Source organism: Pseudomonas floridensis, from assembly GCF_002087235.1.
GTDB lineage: Bacteria > Pseudomonadota > Gammaproteobacteria > Pseudomonadales > Pseudomonadaceae > Aquipseudomonas > Aquipseudomonas floridensis.
The window spans coordinates 1-15,107 of sequence record NZ_MUIO01000127.1; the positions used below are offsets into that span (position 1 = coordinate 1).

General features: G+C 59.3%; 13 protein-coding genes, 1 other RNA gene and 1 pseudogene. 10 read left to right on the forward strand and 5 right to left on the reverse strand.

What is annotated here, in order from left to right; all coding sequences use genetic code 11:
* Positions 1-39: 39 nt before the first annotated feature.
* The 3 genes from BZK31_RS25425 to BZK31_RS25435 are packed head-to-tail and all read right to left on the reverse strand — an operon-like array spanning position 40 to position 2,195.
* Positions 40-357, reverse strand: a complete 318-nt coding sequence (locus tag BZK31_RS25425; protein ID WP_083186003.1) for an RnfH family protein — start codon at positions 355-357, stop codon at positions 40-42.
* Positions 350-784 carry a type II toxin-antitoxin system RatA family toxin gene (locus BZK31_RS25430; protein ID WP_083186004.1) on the reverse strand — a complete coding sequence of 145 codons (435 nt, stop codon included), beginning with the start codon at positions 782-784 and terminating at the stop codon, positions 350-352. Before BZK31_RS25430 ends, BZK31_RS25425 begins: the two co-directional genes overlap by 8 nt.
* 7 nt (positions 785-791) lie before the next feature.
* Entirely contained in the window at positions 792-2,195 is a 1,404-nt protein-coding gene (locus BZK31_RS25435; RefSeq protein ID WP_083186005.1) for a sodium-dependent transporter, read from the reverse strand.
* A gap of 113 nt (positions 2,196-2,308) precedes the next feature.
* Between BZK31_RS25435 and smpB the strand changes: the two genes are divergently transcribed.
* Positions 2,309-2,791 carry an SsrA-binding protein SmpB gene (gene smpB / locus BZK31_RS25440; RefSeq protein WP_025258480.1) on the forward strand — a complete coding sequence of 161 codons (483 nt, stop codon included), beginning with the start codon at positions 2,309-2,311 and terminating at the stop codon, positions 2,789-2,791.
* 399 nt (positions 2,792-3,190) lie between these two features.
* Here smpB and BZK31_RS25450 read toward each other — a convergent pair whose 3' ends face one another.
* Positions 3,191-3,958: a GntR family transcriptional regulator gene (locus BZK31_RS25450; protein WP_083186007.1), complete on the reverse strand. Its 768-nt coding sequence runs from the start codon at positions 3,956-3,958 to the stop codon at positions 3,191-3,193.
* Positions 3,959-4,356: 398 nt separating this feature from the next.
* Here BZK31_RS25450 and BZK31_RS25455 point away from each other — a divergent pair, with 398 nt between their 5' ends.
* From BZK31_RS25455 to BZK31_RS30180, 8 genes are all read left to right on the forward strand, one after another.
* The gene (locus BZK31_RS25455; protein ID WP_083186008.1) at positions 4,357-6,048 is read left to right on the forward strand and encodes a lactate permease LctP family transporter; all 1,692 of its coding nucleotides are present in this window, start codon (positions 4,357-4,359) and stop codon (positions 6,046-6,048) included.
* A 97-nt stretch (positions 6,049-6,145) separates the two neighbouring features.
* A complete protein-coding gene (locus BZK31_RS25460) occupies positions 6,146-6,982 on the forward strand; it encodes a (Fe-S)-binding protein (RefSeq protein ID WP_083186009.1) in 837 nt (278 codons plus the stop codon).
* Positions 6,979-8,442 carry a LutB/LldF family L-lactate oxidation iron-sulfur protein gene (locus tag BZK31_RS25465; RefSeq protein WP_083186010.1) on the forward strand — a complete coding sequence of 488 codons (1,464 nt, stop codon included), beginning with the start codon at positions 6,979-6,981 and terminating at the stop codon, positions 8,440-8,442. Before BZK31_RS25460 ends, BZK31_RS25465 begins: the two co-directional genes overlap by 4 nt.
* Complete coding sequence (locus BZK31_RS25470) at positions 8,439-9,110, forward strand: LutC/YkgG family protein (protein ID WP_083186011.1); 672 nt, start codon at positions 8,439-8,441, stop codon at positions 9,108-9,110. The genes BZK31_RS25465 and BZK31_RS25470 overlap by 4 nt, the downstream gene beginning before the upstream one ends.
* Positions 9,107-11,935 (forward strand): FAD-binding and (Fe-S)-binding domain-containing protein, encoded by a 2,829-nt coding sequence (locus tag BZK31_RS25475; RefSeq protein ID WP_083186012.1) that lies wholly within the window; start codon positions 9,107-9,109, stop codon positions 11,933-11,935. The genes BZK31_RS25470 and BZK31_RS25475 overlap by 4 nt, the downstream gene beginning before the upstream one ends.
* A gap of 187 nt (positions 11,936-12,122) precedes the next feature.
* Positions 12,123-12,401 carry a hypothetical protein gene (locus BZK31_RS25480; protein WP_083186013.1) on the forward strand — a complete coding sequence of 93 codons (279 nt, stop codon included), beginning with the start codon at positions 12,123-12,125 and terminating at the stop codon, positions 12,399-12,401.
* Between the two features lie 110 nt (positions 12,402-12,511).
* Positions 12,512-12,904: a transfer-messenger RNA gene (gene ssrA / locus BZK31_RS25485) on the forward strand.
* Between the two features lie 396 nt (positions 12,905-13,300).
* Complete coding sequence (locus BZK31_RS30180; RefSeq protein ID WP_244182732.1) at positions 13,301-14,185, forward strand: hypothetical protein; 885 nt, start codon at positions 13,301-13,303, stop codon at positions 14,183-14,185.
* Positions 14,186-14,340: 155 nt separating this feature from the next.
* Here BZK31_RS30180 and BZK31_RS25495 read toward each other — a convergent pair.
* Positions 14,341-14,645 (reverse strand): annotated as a pseudogene (locus tag BZK31_RS25495) (SGNH/GDSL hydrolase family protein); the annotation flags it as partial.
* 83 nt (positions 14,646-14,728) lie between these two features.
* On the opposite strand from BZK31_RS25495, the gene tnpB reads away from it, so the two are divergent.
* Positions 14,729-15,107, forward strand: a 379-nt coding sequence (gene tnpB, locus BZK31_RS30185) for an IS66 family insertion sequence element accessory protein TnpB (RefSeq protein WP_244182734.1), incomplete at its 3' end; no start/stop codon positions are given.

The window sequence follows — 15,107 nt, forward strand, 5'->3', positions numbered from 1 at the left end:
CCCGGCATGCCGGGCTTTTTTTCGCGTTGCGTTCAGCCGTCATTCAGCGGAAGAGGCTCGATTCTGACGAGCCTTGGCTGCTCGTTGACGACGCACTTCCATTGGATCGGCCAACAGCGGCCGGTAGATCTCGATTCGCTCGCCCGCCTCGACACGCCGCACCTCAGGGTCATTGACCACTTCACCGAAGATGCCTACGGCACAACCCGCCAGATCCAGCTCAGGGAATACCTGATTCATCCCGGAGGCCGCCAGCACCTGTCGCACCGTAGCGCCGACCGGCACATTCACGGTCATAAGCACTTGGCGCTCGGCGGTGGCGTACACCACTTCGACCGCTATCAGCGCATCAGACATGCAGTTGCTTGGCTCGCTGACAGAACGCATCCACCAGCGTGTTGGCCGCCTGGTTGAACAACGGCCCCAACGTAGCCCGCACGATGGGCCCGGCATAGTCGAAGGAAAGGTCCAGACTGATCTTGCAGGCCTTTTCACCCAGTGGCTTAAAGGTCCAGACACCGTGCAATTGCTCGAACGGCCCCTCGACCAGATCCATGACGATCGACTCGCCAGGCGTAAGCGTATTGCGCGTCACGAACTGCTGACTCAGCCCGCCTTTGGCGATTTCCAGACTGGCGCGCATCTGCTCCTCGCCGGACTCCAGTACGGTCGCCGAGGAGCACCAGGGCAAGAACTCCGGGTAACGCGCGACATCATTGACCAGATCGTAAAGAAAACGAGCCGGGTACGGCAAAAGGGCAGAACGTTGAATATGCGTAGTCATGTGAGCGTCATTTCCAGAGCTGAGCGGCAAACACCACAAGAATGCCGAGCGGCGCCACGTAGCGCATCAAAAAGAACGTCAGGCTGAACAGCAGCGGGCTGCGAATCGACAATTCGTCTCGCACCGCCTCACGGCCCATCACCCAACCGGCGAATACAACAAAACACAATCCACCCAGCGGCAACATGATCCGCGAGGTGAAGAAATCAATGACTCCAAAGAAGTCCAGGCCACTGGTTGCGCCCCATTGGTAGAGACGGAAAGCGCCCTCATCGTTCACGAAAAACTTGGCTTTTTGCCAGATATTGAACGAGAACACTGTGCCGAGACCCACAAACCAGCAGCTGAACGCCAGCCAGAATGTCACCCAGGCACGACGGACTCGGGTGCGTTCCACCAGATACGCCACCATCGGCTCGAGCAACGAAATCGCCGAGCTCCAGGCCGCAACGGCCACCAACACGAAGAACACTACGCCCATCAGCTGACCGAACGCCACGTTACCGAACGCGAAGGGCAATGTTACGAACATCAGGCCCGGCCCCTCACTCGGGTTCAGACCTGCGGCAAAAACGATCGGGAATAGCGCAAGGCCCGCGAGCAACGATACGAAGGTGTCGAGCAAGGCAATGCCGACCACCGTGGTGCTGATCGACGCCCCCTTGGTCATGTACGCGCCGTAGACCATGATCGAGCCGACGCCGACACTCAGCGAAAAGAACGCATGCCCCATCGCGGGCAACAGGCCGTCGAGGACCTTGTCGGGGTTGAAGTCGAACATGAAATGCACGCCTTCCATGAAGTGCCCGGTGGTCAGGCTATACCCCAGCAGGATCAGCATGAGCAAAAACAGCATCGGCATCATGATCCGCAGACTGCGCTCCAGCCCCGCTTCGACGCCCTTGCCGATCACCACCGCCGAAAGCAGCATGAACAGGGTGTGCCACAGGATCAGACGCCAGGGGTCAGCGATGACCGCGCCGAAGTACGCGCCTACCTGATCAGGCGTGACACCCTGAAAATCGCCGCGCCCCATGTCGATGATGTAATCCAGCGACCAGCCGCCGACCACGCTATAAAAGGAGAGAATCAGTAGCGCCGTGATCATCCCGGCGAACGCGCCCCATGACCAGCGCGCCGAATGGCCGGCTTCGACCGCCAGCGTCTTGAGCGCATTGGCGGGGCTCAGCCTAGCGCGACGCCCGATCAGCGTCTCGGCCATCATCACCGGAATGCCGATCAGCGCGATGCAGGCCAGAAACACCAGCACGAACGCACCGCCGCCGTAGGCGCCGACCATGTAGGGAAATTTCCAGATACTGCCCAGCCCGACTGCGGAGCCTGTGGCAGCCAGAATGAATACCCAGCGGCTTGCCCAACTACCGTGGACCGATACCTTGTCCGTCGACATTGATGAAACACCCGCCCAAAAAAGAGCGCGCATTGTCCGGGATTCAACCATTGTGCTCAAGCACACGCTTTCCCGTAGCCGACATTGAAGCAACTGCCTATAATGCGCCCCCTATGGCTAAGCTCAAGAAACACCCTACAGGGACCATCGCGCAGAACAAGAAGGCGCGACACGATTACTTCATCGAACACAAGTTCGAGGCCGGTCTGGTCCTGGCTGGCTGGGAAGTAAAAAGCCTGCGTGCCAACAAGGTACAGCTGGTCGACAGTTACGTGCTGCTCAAGGATGGCGAGGCCTGGCTGATGGGCAGCCATATCACGCCGCTCAAGACCGCCAGCACGCACGTCATCGCTGACCCGACACGCACCCGCAAACTGCTGCTGAACCAGCGCGAGCTTGAAAAGCTCACCAGTTCGGTTCAGCAGAAAGGCTATGCCTGCGTGGCCCTTTCCCTTTACTGGAAGCAGCACTTGATCAAGTGCGAAATTGCTCTGGGCAAAGGCAAGAAGGAATACGACAAGCGCCACACCGAACGCGAACGCGACTCGGACCGTGAGCTGCAGCGCGCCGTGCGCAGCAAGGGCAAGGACGACTGATCTCGCCCGACACGCCGCCCATGGCCGAAAGGCGCTTCATGGGCGGCGCTGTCTCTGCTTGATAAGAGCTATGGACCTCAGTGCGAACGACACTGTGGGAGTGGACTTGTCCACGAACGCTTTATCACAACGCCGTATTTCCAGCGCCTGCACCGGCCTCTTCGCGAACAAGTTCGCTCCCACGCGGCTGGGTGCAACGCTCTGCGAGCCCGTGGGAGTGGACTTGTCCACGAACGCTTTATCACAACGCCGTATTTCCAGCGCCTGCACCGGCCTCTTCGCGAACAAGTTCGCTCCCACGTGGTTGGGTGCAACGCTCTGCGAGCCCGTGGGAGTGGACTTGTCCACGAACGCTCTATTAAAACGCCGCACCTCGACAGGATGCATCACCTCCCCAGCTCACATCGTATTGCGCCGCTCGGCACGGGCTGTGCGCTGGACTTGCTGCCTCACTTCTTCCAGCACTTCCTGCACATACGTCAGATGCCGACTCGACACCTCACGAGCGTCTTCGGCACGACCCTCGATGATTGCCATGTACAACTCACGATGCTGCTTGATGAGCATGTCGCGGGTTTCGGCGCGCTGCTTGTACATGCCGCCGATGTTGATCACCACGTTACGCTTTAGCAGATCGAACAGGCCGCGAATGGTGTGCAGCAGCACCGCGTTGTGGCTGGCTTCGGCGATGGCCAGGTGGAAATTGGCATCGGCCGTGCCCTCCTCCGCCCGACTGACCTCATCGGCACGCGAATAACAATCCTGCAGCGACTCGAATGACACGCGCAGCCGCTCGCGGTCCATCTCGGTGGCGCGCATGGCGGCGTAGTACGAACATGAAGCTTCCAGCGTATGGCGAAACTCCAGCAGGTCGCGCTGGGCATCGGGACTGCTTTCCAAGAGGTGCAGCAGCGGATCACTGAACGTCGAACCGATGTTCTCGACCACATAATTGCCGCCGCCCTGGCGACTGACCAACAGCCCTTTGGCCGTCAACTTCTGAATGGCCTCACGCAGCGAAGGCCGGGAAACACCGAATTGCTCGGCCAGCGCTCTTTCGGCAGGTAAACGCCCACCCGATTTCAGGGTGCCTTCCAGAATCATCTTTTCCAGCTGCTCGACGATATCGTCGGACAAACGGCGCTGACGCACCTGATCAAAGCCCATAGCACCTACTCCACCATCCCGACTCGCTGCCGGGCCCGCGTATTCTGGCTGATTGCCGCCATCAAGACACCCACTCAGTCAGGCAGAAACCGCATCCGGCGCTACCCTTTTTCAAGCGCATGCGACAAAGGTCTCGGCCGATCAAATTGACACACCAATCACACGGCCACTAATCTAGCCAACAGACATTGTAAATTGGTATTACCAATTATCCAATGCCAGCGCTCGATGGCTAACCTCCTTCGCGCTGCAAGACCTTTCGAACAGAAAGACTTGAGCTGGTGAGCTGTGCGATTCAATCGTCAGCATCGAACGGGCGCTCGCCAACACGACGTCGGATCGAAGCCGCGCACACAGAACACCGGGCCTTACCAACAATAATTAAGGGGCCTCCCACCATGCAGACCTGGCAACAGCTCTACACACCGCTTGGCAGCCTTGGCGTTTCCGCCGCTGCGGCAATGATTCCGATCGTATTTTTCTTCCTGGCGCTGGCCGTGTTCCGGCTCAAAGGCCACATCGCTGGCAGCATCACGCTGGCGCTGTCGGTGCTGGTCGCCATTTTCGCCTTCCAGATGCCGACCGACATGGCCCTGGCCGCCGCAGGCTATGGTTTCGCCTACGGCCTGTGGCCCATCGCCTGGATCATCGTTGCCGCAGTGTTCCTCTACAAACTGACGGTGAAGAGCGGTCAGTTCGAGATCATCCGCAGCTCGGTCATGTCGATCACCGACGACCAGCGCCTCCAAGTGCTGCTGATTGCCTTCTGCTTCGGTGCGTTTCTGGAAGGTGCAGCGGGCTTCGGCGCGCCGGTCGCTATCACCGCCGCACTGCTGGTAGGGCTGGGGCTCAATCCGTTGTACGCCGCAGGCTTATGCCTGATCGCCAACACCGCGCCGGTCGCGTTCGGTGCGCTGGGCATTCCGATCATCGTCGCCGGCCAGGTCTCGGGCCTTGATGCGTTCAAGATCGGCGCAATGGCGGGTCGGCAGCTACCGTTCCTGTCGATCTTCGTGCCGTTCTGGCTGATGTTCATGATGGACGGCGTGCGCGGCGTCAAAGAGACCTGGCCGGCAGCGCTGATTGCAGGCACGACCTTTGCGATTACCCAATTCCTGACCTCCAACTTCGTTGGCCCGGAACTGCCCGACATCACCTCAGCGCTGGTGAGCATCGTTTCGCTGACCCTGTTCCTGAAAGTCTGGCAGCCCCAGCGAGCCTCCGACACGGTTGTGGTCAGCGGTGGTTCGGCAGCGATCATGGGCGGTCCGAGTGGCTTCAACCGACCACGCTCCTCGGTCGCATCGCCCTATAGCCTCGGCCAGATCATCAAAGCCTGGTCACCGTTTCTGATCCTGACCGGCATGGTCACCGTCTGGACCCTGAAACCGTTCAAGGCCATGTTCACCCCCGGCGGTGTCATGCAGGCGTGGACCTTCAACATTCCAGTACCGCACCTCGACCAGTTGGTGATGAAGACCGCGCCCATCGTCGCCAACGTCACCGCCATGCCCGCCGTCTACAAATTCGACCTGATCGCCGCGTCCGGCACGGCGATTCTGTTCTCGGCGATCCTGGCAATGCTGGTCCTGCGCATCACCCCAAAGATTGGTCTGACCACTTTCAAGGAAACCCTGATCGAGCTGCGCTGGGCCATCGTGTCCATCGGCATGGTGCTGGCCTTCGCCTTCGTCATGAACTACTCGGGCATGTCATCGACCCTGGCACTGGTGCTGGCCGGAACAGGCGCGGCCTTCCCGTTTTTCTCGCCATTCCTCGGCTGGCTGGGCGTATTCCTTACCGGCTCCGATACCTCGGCCAACGCGCTGTTCGGCTCGCTGCAGGCCACCACCGCTCACCAACTCGGCGTCAGTGACGTGCTGATGGTGGCGGCCAACTCCAGCGGCGGCGTGACCGGCAAGATGATCTCGCCACAATCCATCGCCGTGGCCTGCGCCGCGACCGGGCTGGTCGGCAAGGAGTCGGACCTGTTCCGCTTCACGCTCAAGCACAGCCTGTTCTTCGCCACCATCGTCGGCTGCATCACCTACGCCCAGGCGTACTGGTTCACCGGCATGCTGGTGCACTGATGCTGAAATGAAGATGCGGAATGACGCACCACCTGACGCCGAACCGACCCGTCGGCGTCAGCCATTCATAACCGGGCCCACCCGGAGACTTGCACTGATGAGTGAGCTTTTCTACAACGCCGCACACGACACATCCCGTAACGCGACCCGCGTCGCGCCCGCTCGCCATGCGCCGCGTGAGTACCCGACCGATAAACCGAAACGGGTTTACCTGTTCGGCACCTGCGTGGTAGACCTGTTTTTCCCAGAAGCCGGAATGGACGCCATTCACCTGCTCGAACGCGAAGGCATTCAGGTCGATTACCCGCAGGCGCAAAGCTGCTGCGGCCAACCGGCCTATACCTCGGGCTACACCGATCAGGCCCGCGAAGTCGCCCGCGCCCAGTTGGCGCTGTTCCAGGGCAACGCTCCGGTGGTGGTGCCTTCGGGTTCCTGTGCCGGCATGTTTCGCGAGCATTACCCCGACCTGTTCAAGGACGAGCCCGAGATGCTGGCACAGGTCTATCACCTCGCCGCACGCACCTATGAGCTGACCGAATTCCTGTTGCACGTCTGCAAGACGCGCCTGAACGACCACGGCCAACCCACCCGAATCGCCCTGCACACCTCCTGCTCGGCACGTCGGGAAATGAACACTCACCTGCACGCCCGCGAGCTGCTCTCGCAACTGGGCAACGTTGAGCGCGTCGATCACGATCATGAAAGCGAATGCTGCGGGTTCGGTGGCACATTCAGCGTGCGCATGCCGGACATTTCCGGCGCGATGGTCGCCGACAAGACGCGCGCACTGAAGGAGTCAGGCGCGGACCAGATCCTCACCGCCGACTGCGGCTGCCTGATGAACATCAACGGCTCGCTGGAAAAACAGCGCGAATCCCTACGCGGCCAGCATCTGGCGAGCTTTCTCTGGCAACGCACCGGAGGTCAGCGATGAACATGCAGACCCGCATCCCCGCCATCGAACTCCATCAACCGGATTTCCGCGAGCGCGCCCATCAAGCACTCGGCGATTCGCAACTGCGTGGCAACTTCCGCCGCGCCATGGATTCGCTGATGACCAAGCGAGCGGCGGCCTTCAGCAGCCCGGACGAACGCGAAGACCTGCGCTCGCTGGGCAACGCGATCCGCGCTCGCGCCCTGTCCAAATTGCCTGACTTGCTGGAGCAGCTGGAGCGCAACCTGATTCGCAACGGCGTGCAGGTGCACTGGGCAGAAACGGTCGAGGAAGCCAACGCCATCGTGCTGTCCATCGTCGAAGCCCATGAGGCCCGACAAGTGATCAAGGGCAAATCGATGGTCAGTGAAGAAATGGAGATGAACGACTTTCTCGGCGAGCGCGGTATCGAGTGCCTGGAAGCCGACATGGGCGAGTACATCGTGCAGATGGACCACGAAAAGCCGTCGCACATCATCATGCCCGCGATCCACAAAAATGCCGGTCAGGTCGGCAAACTGTTCCACGACAAGCTTGGTGTGGAATACACCACCGACGTCGATCAGTTGATCCAGATCGGCCGCCGCGTGCTGCGTCAGAAGTTCTTCGAAGCGGACATCGGCGTGTCGGGTGTCAACTTCGCCGTGGCTGAAACCGGCACCCTGCTGCTGGTGGAAAACGAAGGCAACGGGCGTATGGTCACCAGCGTGCCGCCCGTGCACATCGCCGTGACCGGCATCGAAAAGGTCGTCGAAAACCTGCGCGATACCGTGCCGCTGCTGTCGCTGCTGACCCGCTCCGCGCTGGGCATTCCGATCACCACCTACGTCAACATGATCTCCGGCCCGCGCAAATCCCATGAACTGGACGGCCCGCAGGAAGTGCACCTGGTGCTGCTGGACAACGGCCGCAGCCAGGCCTTTGCCGACAGCGAACTGCGCCAGACACTGAACTGCATCCGCTGCGGCGCGTGTATGAATCACTGCCCCGTCTACACCCGCGTCGGCGGCCACACCTATGGCGAGGTCTACCCCGGCCCGATCGGCAAGATCATCACGCCGCACATGGCGGGACTCGCGAAAGTCCCCGATCACCCCAGCGCGTCCTCGCTGTGCGGTGCGTGCGGTGAAGTCTGCCCGGTGAAAATTCCGATCCCTGCACTGCTGCGGCGTCTGCGCGAAGAAAACGTCAAAGCGCCGGACACGCCAAACCGCGTGATGCGCGATCAGGGCAGCAGGTATTCGCGCAAGGAACGCTTTATCTGGAATGCCTGGTCGAAGCTCAACACATCGCCCGCGCTCTACCGCCTGTTCGGCTTTTTCGCCACACGACTGCGCAACCTGACACCCGGCCACCTCGGCCCGTGGACGCAAAATCACAGCGCGCCAAAACCCGCCGCCCGCTCACTGCACGAACTGGCCCGCGAGCATCTGGCCCGGCAGTCTGGAGATCGACCATGAGCGCCAGACAGAACATTCTCGCCAAACTGCGCAACAGCCTGAACGGCACTAAACCGGTGGCGGACAACTTCGACGAGGCGTTGGTCACCGAACCCTGGCGCTATGCCCCTGAAAACCGCATCGCGCAATTGCGCACGCTGATGGAAGCGGTCCACACGGAAATTCATTTGTGCCGCGATCAGGACTGGCCGCGCCGACTCGGCGAGCTGGTCAAGGACCGCCAGTTGCCCAGCCTGTTGATCGCGCCGGGCACGCCGCATGGTCGTCGGGTCAGCGAACATTGGGAAACGCACCCTGAACTGCCCGCGCTGAAGGCCTACGACCGACCCGTCGAAGCATGGAAAAAAGACCTGTTCGATGACACGCCCGCCAGCTTCACCACCACCTTGGGCGCGATTGCCGCCACTGGCAGCCTGATCATCTGGCCCACCCGCGAGGAGCCACGCCTGATGAGCCTGGTGCCGCCGGTGCATTTCGCCCTGCTCAAGGCCAGCGAGATTTACGACAACCTGTACGAAGCGCAGCTCAAACAGAACTGGGCGGGCAACATGCCGACCAACGCGCTGCTGGTGTCCGGCCCGTCCAAAACCGCCGACATCGAGCAGGTGCTGGCCTATGGCGCTCATGGTCCCAAGGACTTGATCGTGCTGATCGTGGAGGACGCATGAGTCTGCCCGCCACCTTCCTGCAAACCGTCCGCCGCCTGATCCCGGAAAAACGCCGTTTCGATGACCCGCTCTCGACGCTGGCCTTCGGTACGGACGCGAGCTTCTACCGGCTGATCCCGAAGCTGGTGATCCGCGTCGAGTCCGAAGACGAAGTCATTGCCCTGCTCAAACAGGCTCGGACCGATCAGGTCGCCGTCACCTTCCGCGCAGCAGGCACGAGCCTGTCAGGGCAGGCAATCAGCGATTCAGTATTGCTGGTGTTGGGCGACAACTGGAACGGCCGCGATATTCGCAGTGACGGCAGGCAAATCCGCCTGCAACCGGGCGTGATTGGCGCGCAGGCAAACGTCTGGCTGGCACCGTTCGGGCGCAAGATCGGCCCGGACCCGGCTTCCATCAACGCCTGCAAGATCGGCGGCATCGTCGCCAACAATGCCAGTGGAATGTGCTGCGGGACCGCGCAAAACACCTACCACACCCTGGCCGGCATGCGCCTGATCCTCGCCGACGGCACACTGCTCGACACCGAAGATGCCGCCAGCGTCGCAGCGTTTCGAAACAGTCACGCTGACCTGCTGAACAGCCTGGATCGCCTCGGCAGAGAAACCCGCGCCAACACTGAACTGGCCACCCGAATCCGCCACAAATACCGTCTGAAAAACACCACCGGCCTGTCACTCAACGCGCTGGTGGATTTCGACGAACCGCTGGACATCCTCAGCCACCTGCTGGTCGGTTCCGAAGGCACGCTGGGATTCATCAGTGCGGTGACCTACAACACCGTGATCGATCATCCCCACAAAGCCTCGGCGATGATCGTATTTCCGGATGTGGAAACCTGCTGCAACGCCGTCACCGTTCTTAAACAGCAACCCGTGGCCGCCGTCGAACTGCTCGACCGGCGCAGCCTGCGCTCCGTGCAGGACAAACCGGGCATGCCGGCGTTCGTGCGCGAACTGTCCGAGAACGCCTGCGCATTATTGATCGAAGCCCGCGCTGCCTCCCGCGCCTTGCTGGATGAGCAACTGCTGCAGATCATGCCTTCGATGGCTGGCTTTCCGGTCGAAAAACAGGTCGACTTCACCCATGACCCTTTGGAAAACGCCCGCCTGTGGGCCATTCGCAAAGACACGTTCCCCGCCGTCGGCGCGGTTCGCCAGACCGGCACCACGGTCATCATCGAAGACGTGACCTTTCCCGTCGAGCAACTGGCCATGGGCGTGCGTCGTCTAATCGCGCTGTTCGACAAACACCATTACGACGAAGCGATCCTGTTCGGCCACGCGCTGGAGGGCAATCTGCACTTCGTCTTCACCCAGGGCTTCAACACGCCGCAGGAAATCGCCCGCTATCAGGCGTTCATGGATGACGTGGCGCAACTGGTGGCTGTCGAATTCGGCGGGTCGCTCAAGGCCGAGCATGGCACCGGTCGCAACATGGCGCCCTTCGTCGAGAAGGAATGGGGCAGCGACGCCTACCAATTGATGTGGCAGCTCAAACGCCTGCTCGACCCCAACGGCATTCTCAATCCTGACGTGGTGCTAAGCACTGATCCACAGATTCACCTCAAACACCTGAAACCGCTGCCTGCCGCCGACGCCATCATCGACAAGTGCATCGAGTGCGGCTTCTGTGAACCGGTCTGCCCGTCCAACGGACTGACGCTGAGCCCGCGACAGCGCATCGTCATCTGGCGCGACATTCAGGCGAAACAGCGCGCCGGAACCGACACCCGACAACTGGAACGCGATTACCATTACCAAGGCATCGACACCTGCGCTGCGACCGGCCTGTGTGCCCAGCGTTGTCCGGTCGGCATCAACACCGGCGAGCTGGTCAAAAAGTTGCGCAGCCAGCAAGCCAGCCACGGTAAAACCGCACTCTGGCTGGCGCAGAACTTCAAGACCGCCCTGCACGGCGCACGCTTTACCCTCCACGCGGCCAATGGCGCACGCATGCTGCTGGGCGCGCCGCGAGTGGCGAAATGGTCAGCCTCGCTCAGCAAATTGTCGGCCGGACGCGTGCCGCAGTGGACCCCTGCCATGCCGCAGGCCGAACACGCGATTCGCTTCAGTGCGCCGGTTGACGATCAGCGACCCCGGGTGGTGTACCTGGCCGCCTGCGTGTCCCGCGTCATGGGCCCTGCGGCCAGCGATGCCGAACAGACATCGTTAATGGACAAGACCCGCAGCCTGCTGGAGAAAGCCGGTTATCAGGTCGTATTCCCCGACGATCAGGACAACCTGTGCTGCGGCCAGCCGTTCGCTTCCAAAGGCTACGAACAGCAAGCCGAAGACAAACGCCAGCAACTGCTCGCCGCCCTGAGCAAAGCCAGCCGTGGCGGGCTCGACCCGATCTACTGCGACACCAGTCCGTGCACCCTGCGCCTGATGCAAAACCTCAACGACACACGCCTGGACCTGTACGACCCGGTGGGCTTCATCCGCACCCACCTGCTGGACAAACTCACCTTCACACCACAACAGGAACCCGTTGCCGTGCACGTCACCTGCAGCACCCAGCACTTGGGCGAAAGCCAGGCGCTGATCGAACTGGCGCGATTGTGCAGCGCGAACGTGGTCATCCCCGAAGGCATTCACTGCTGCGGCTTCGCGGGTGACAAAGGCTTTACCACCCCGCAACTCAACGCCCACGCACTGCGCAGACTGAAGGGGGCCGTGCAGCATTGCCAGGAAGGCATCTCCACCAGCCGTACTTGTGAAATCGGCCTGTCCCACCACAGCGGAATCGACTACCACGGCCTGGTCTATCTGGTGGACCGGGTAACGCGTGCGAAAACGGCAGATCATGACATAAAGCCGTAGATCGCCCCATTTTGGTGCTTGATGTCGGCGATATGGCTTTTTCGCATGAGCGCAAAAATAAATAGAACCCCTGCGTTTCAGCACAGTCCATCTTTTAGGCCCGACAACCGAGCGGGCTCTCAGCAACCTCGGGCGACGGCCTCACTGACCGGCCATACCGAGTCCACAGGCTATTAAGGAGAAACACATGAAGCGTACCGCACTCACTGGATTGTTCCTCAGCGCTGCACTGTTGGCTTCGCCGGTCTTTGCCGCAGATGACCTGTGTGCCGCTAACGTGCAAAAGCTGGAAAACGACGTCGTCGCCAGCAACCTCACTCCGGACCGCAAGGAAATGGTTGAGAAAACCATTAAAGATGCAAAAGCTTCGCAAGCCAAAGGTGACACGAAGGCCTGTGAAACGGTCACCACCAAGGCCATCACCGCCCTGAACAACGTTGGCTCGGGCAGCGAAGGCAACAAGTAAGATCGCCGCCAAGGCCAGCCGTCAACGCTGGCCTCATCGGATGCAGCAGACGGGTCGACGTGCCACGCCAAAGGGCGTACACTCCGCCCAGCGACTGTGAAAGCAGTCTCGGGGCCGATTAGGATTCGACGCCGGTGATGAAACTTTAGGTGCATGCCGAGTTGGTAACAGAACTCGTAAATCCACTGTTGCAACTTCTTATAGTTGCCAATGACGAAAACTACGGGGAAGTAGCTCTCGCTGCGTAAGCGGCGCTAGCCTTTCCTTCTGGTAGCTTCGGCTCCAGCAATCACCAGGGGATGTCCGTAAACCCGAAGTGATTGTCATATAGAACGGAATCGCCGTGCAGTACGCTGTGGACGAATCGGCTAAAACTTACACAGCTCGCCCAAAGCACCCTGCCCGTCGGGTCGCTGAGGGTTAACTTAATAGACACGGCTAAGCATGTAGTACCGACAGCGGAGTACTGGCGGACGGGGGTTCAAATCCCCCCGGCTCCACCATACAAGCTTTACAAATCAAGCACTTAGCGTTTATCGCAAGTGCTTTTTTTGTGCCTTTTAGGGCTGTTTTGGCTGAGTAATGCCAGCTTTATGACAGCTTTGGCCTGAGACTGTGTCCCCCGAACCGGTTAAGCGCCGCGCGCTGCGTCTGGTAGACGCACGATAATAGGTGCAGTCTGAGCTCACTCTACCAATGGCCTTATGTGAGTAAGAGTGCAGTTGGGCACGGGTATCATGGATGTCGATGCCCAGAACGGTGCAGCAGGCCTGCCCAGTCGCAGCACAGCGTTCGGCGGTGTGGTCGGCACATTTCTGTTACCCGTCCTGTAAGCGAATTTGTGGAACCATCCGGGGGGCAAAACCACACAGGGAGACTCAACCTAGGAGTTAGTAATCATGCGTGTTGGTAGCCCAAATACTCCCATGCCAAGCCATTTGGTAGAGCCTCATCGTGCAACCAACGCTAATGCCGCGATAGCATCATCATCAACCTCGCCGCCCCCCATCGACGTCCGATCTCAGTCGCCTAATACGAGTGTACAAGAGGTAAATGCCGTACAAGGTGTTACCGCCGTATTCAACGGAAAACTTAAAAAGTCAGATCTTTCGCCAGGCGATGTTTTGATACTAATTGACCAACCTGACAACACCTGCTTAACCCACAAAATCATAAAAACTGGTCAGCTGCTACCATCTATGTCGCCACTACGCAACAACAAAGGAGACCCAGCACTGGTGCATGCTGTGATGTGGTCAAAAACACAGAATAATCCAGACAAACTAGAACCTAATGGTGCTGGGGATCCAGAGGTTGTTCAGATGCGAGGCGGCAAGCAGCAATCATCCTTATCGGGGCCGGTTCAGCAGGGACTTTATAAGGTCTACTCTCCAAAAGACAAAAACCTTGGCGATTGGGCGGCTCAGATCGGCCAGATGTGGAGTGCAGACAAAAAAATCCCATACTCAAAACTAAAATGTGTACTGAGCGTTGTTCGTAATTCAGGCTTCAAAAACGGCGGTAAGGCCGCCAGCGAGAAATACGGTGCTCAAGCTTTTGAAAACTCACCCCGTATACGTGGGGCATTTTGTTCTCACTTTGTACTTGCAGCCTATCAAGCTGCCGCTAAACAAATAGGCACTCCATTTAAAGGAGCACTTAAAGTTGACGCAGAAGCAACCTCTGTTCGAACGCTAGAACATTACTTAAAAAAAGACAGTGAAGGCTTCGACTTTAAAGGTTATTTAAAAATAGAACCTGAGGACGTGATCTACAAAGAGTAGAATATTGATAGCTCATGATTCAAATTTAAATGCGCTGTCACGAAATAAGATCGCGTCGGATGCGGACTGTAAAGTAATTTACTGCACACAGGTTTTAAAGCTCCAGCCTCAACAGAAAATAGTTGCGACTCAGCAAAGCAGATCAGGCAGCGTTTCTACACCTTGCGAATGCCGAACTGAGCAACCTTCACAGTTGAGCTCTGCGCCACGCCGGCTGCCAGGTACAGGCCCATGCGTGAGATGATGACTGTTTCCGTCAGATCGATGGTCCCGCGCTGCGTCTCCAGTTGCCCGGAAAAGTTGGCAGGCATGGTGAAGGGCTCTTGGTACTTGTCCATCGAGCGATAGTAGATCGTGGTCGACGCCCCGCTGACTGGCTTGGCGACGGTCAGCTCTGCCTCCCAGGCCAATATCCCCGCGAGGAGCCGAAGATATCCACCGCCGACACCATCTCAATAACGTAAGCGCTCCATGAACCCCACATTCCAAGCAACTAACTGAACCCCGATGCTGTGCTCCCGATTCTCTCAGGAGTCCGTCGCCATGATGCGACCCGACACCAAAGTCGAAAAAGTCTATCTCTACCCCAAACCCGTCGACTTCCGAAAATCCATCGACGGTCTGGCAGCCTTGGTCGAGTTGGACATCAAGGTCGCGGTGTTCGACCCCGTGCTTTTCGTCTTCCTCAACAAGCCACGCAACCGCGTGAAGATCTTGTACTGGGAGCGCAACGGCTTCTGCCTTTGGCTCAAGCGCCTGGAGTCTGAGCGTTTCAAAACATCGCCCGATGTGACCGACGAAGCAATTGTCCTGACTGTCCAGGAGCTCAATTGGATGCTTGCGAAGATGCAGTCCAGGATGGGCGTGCTCGAAGAGCAAGTTGCACTACTAAGGCAGCGCCTTTTCGGTCGAAAATCAGAGC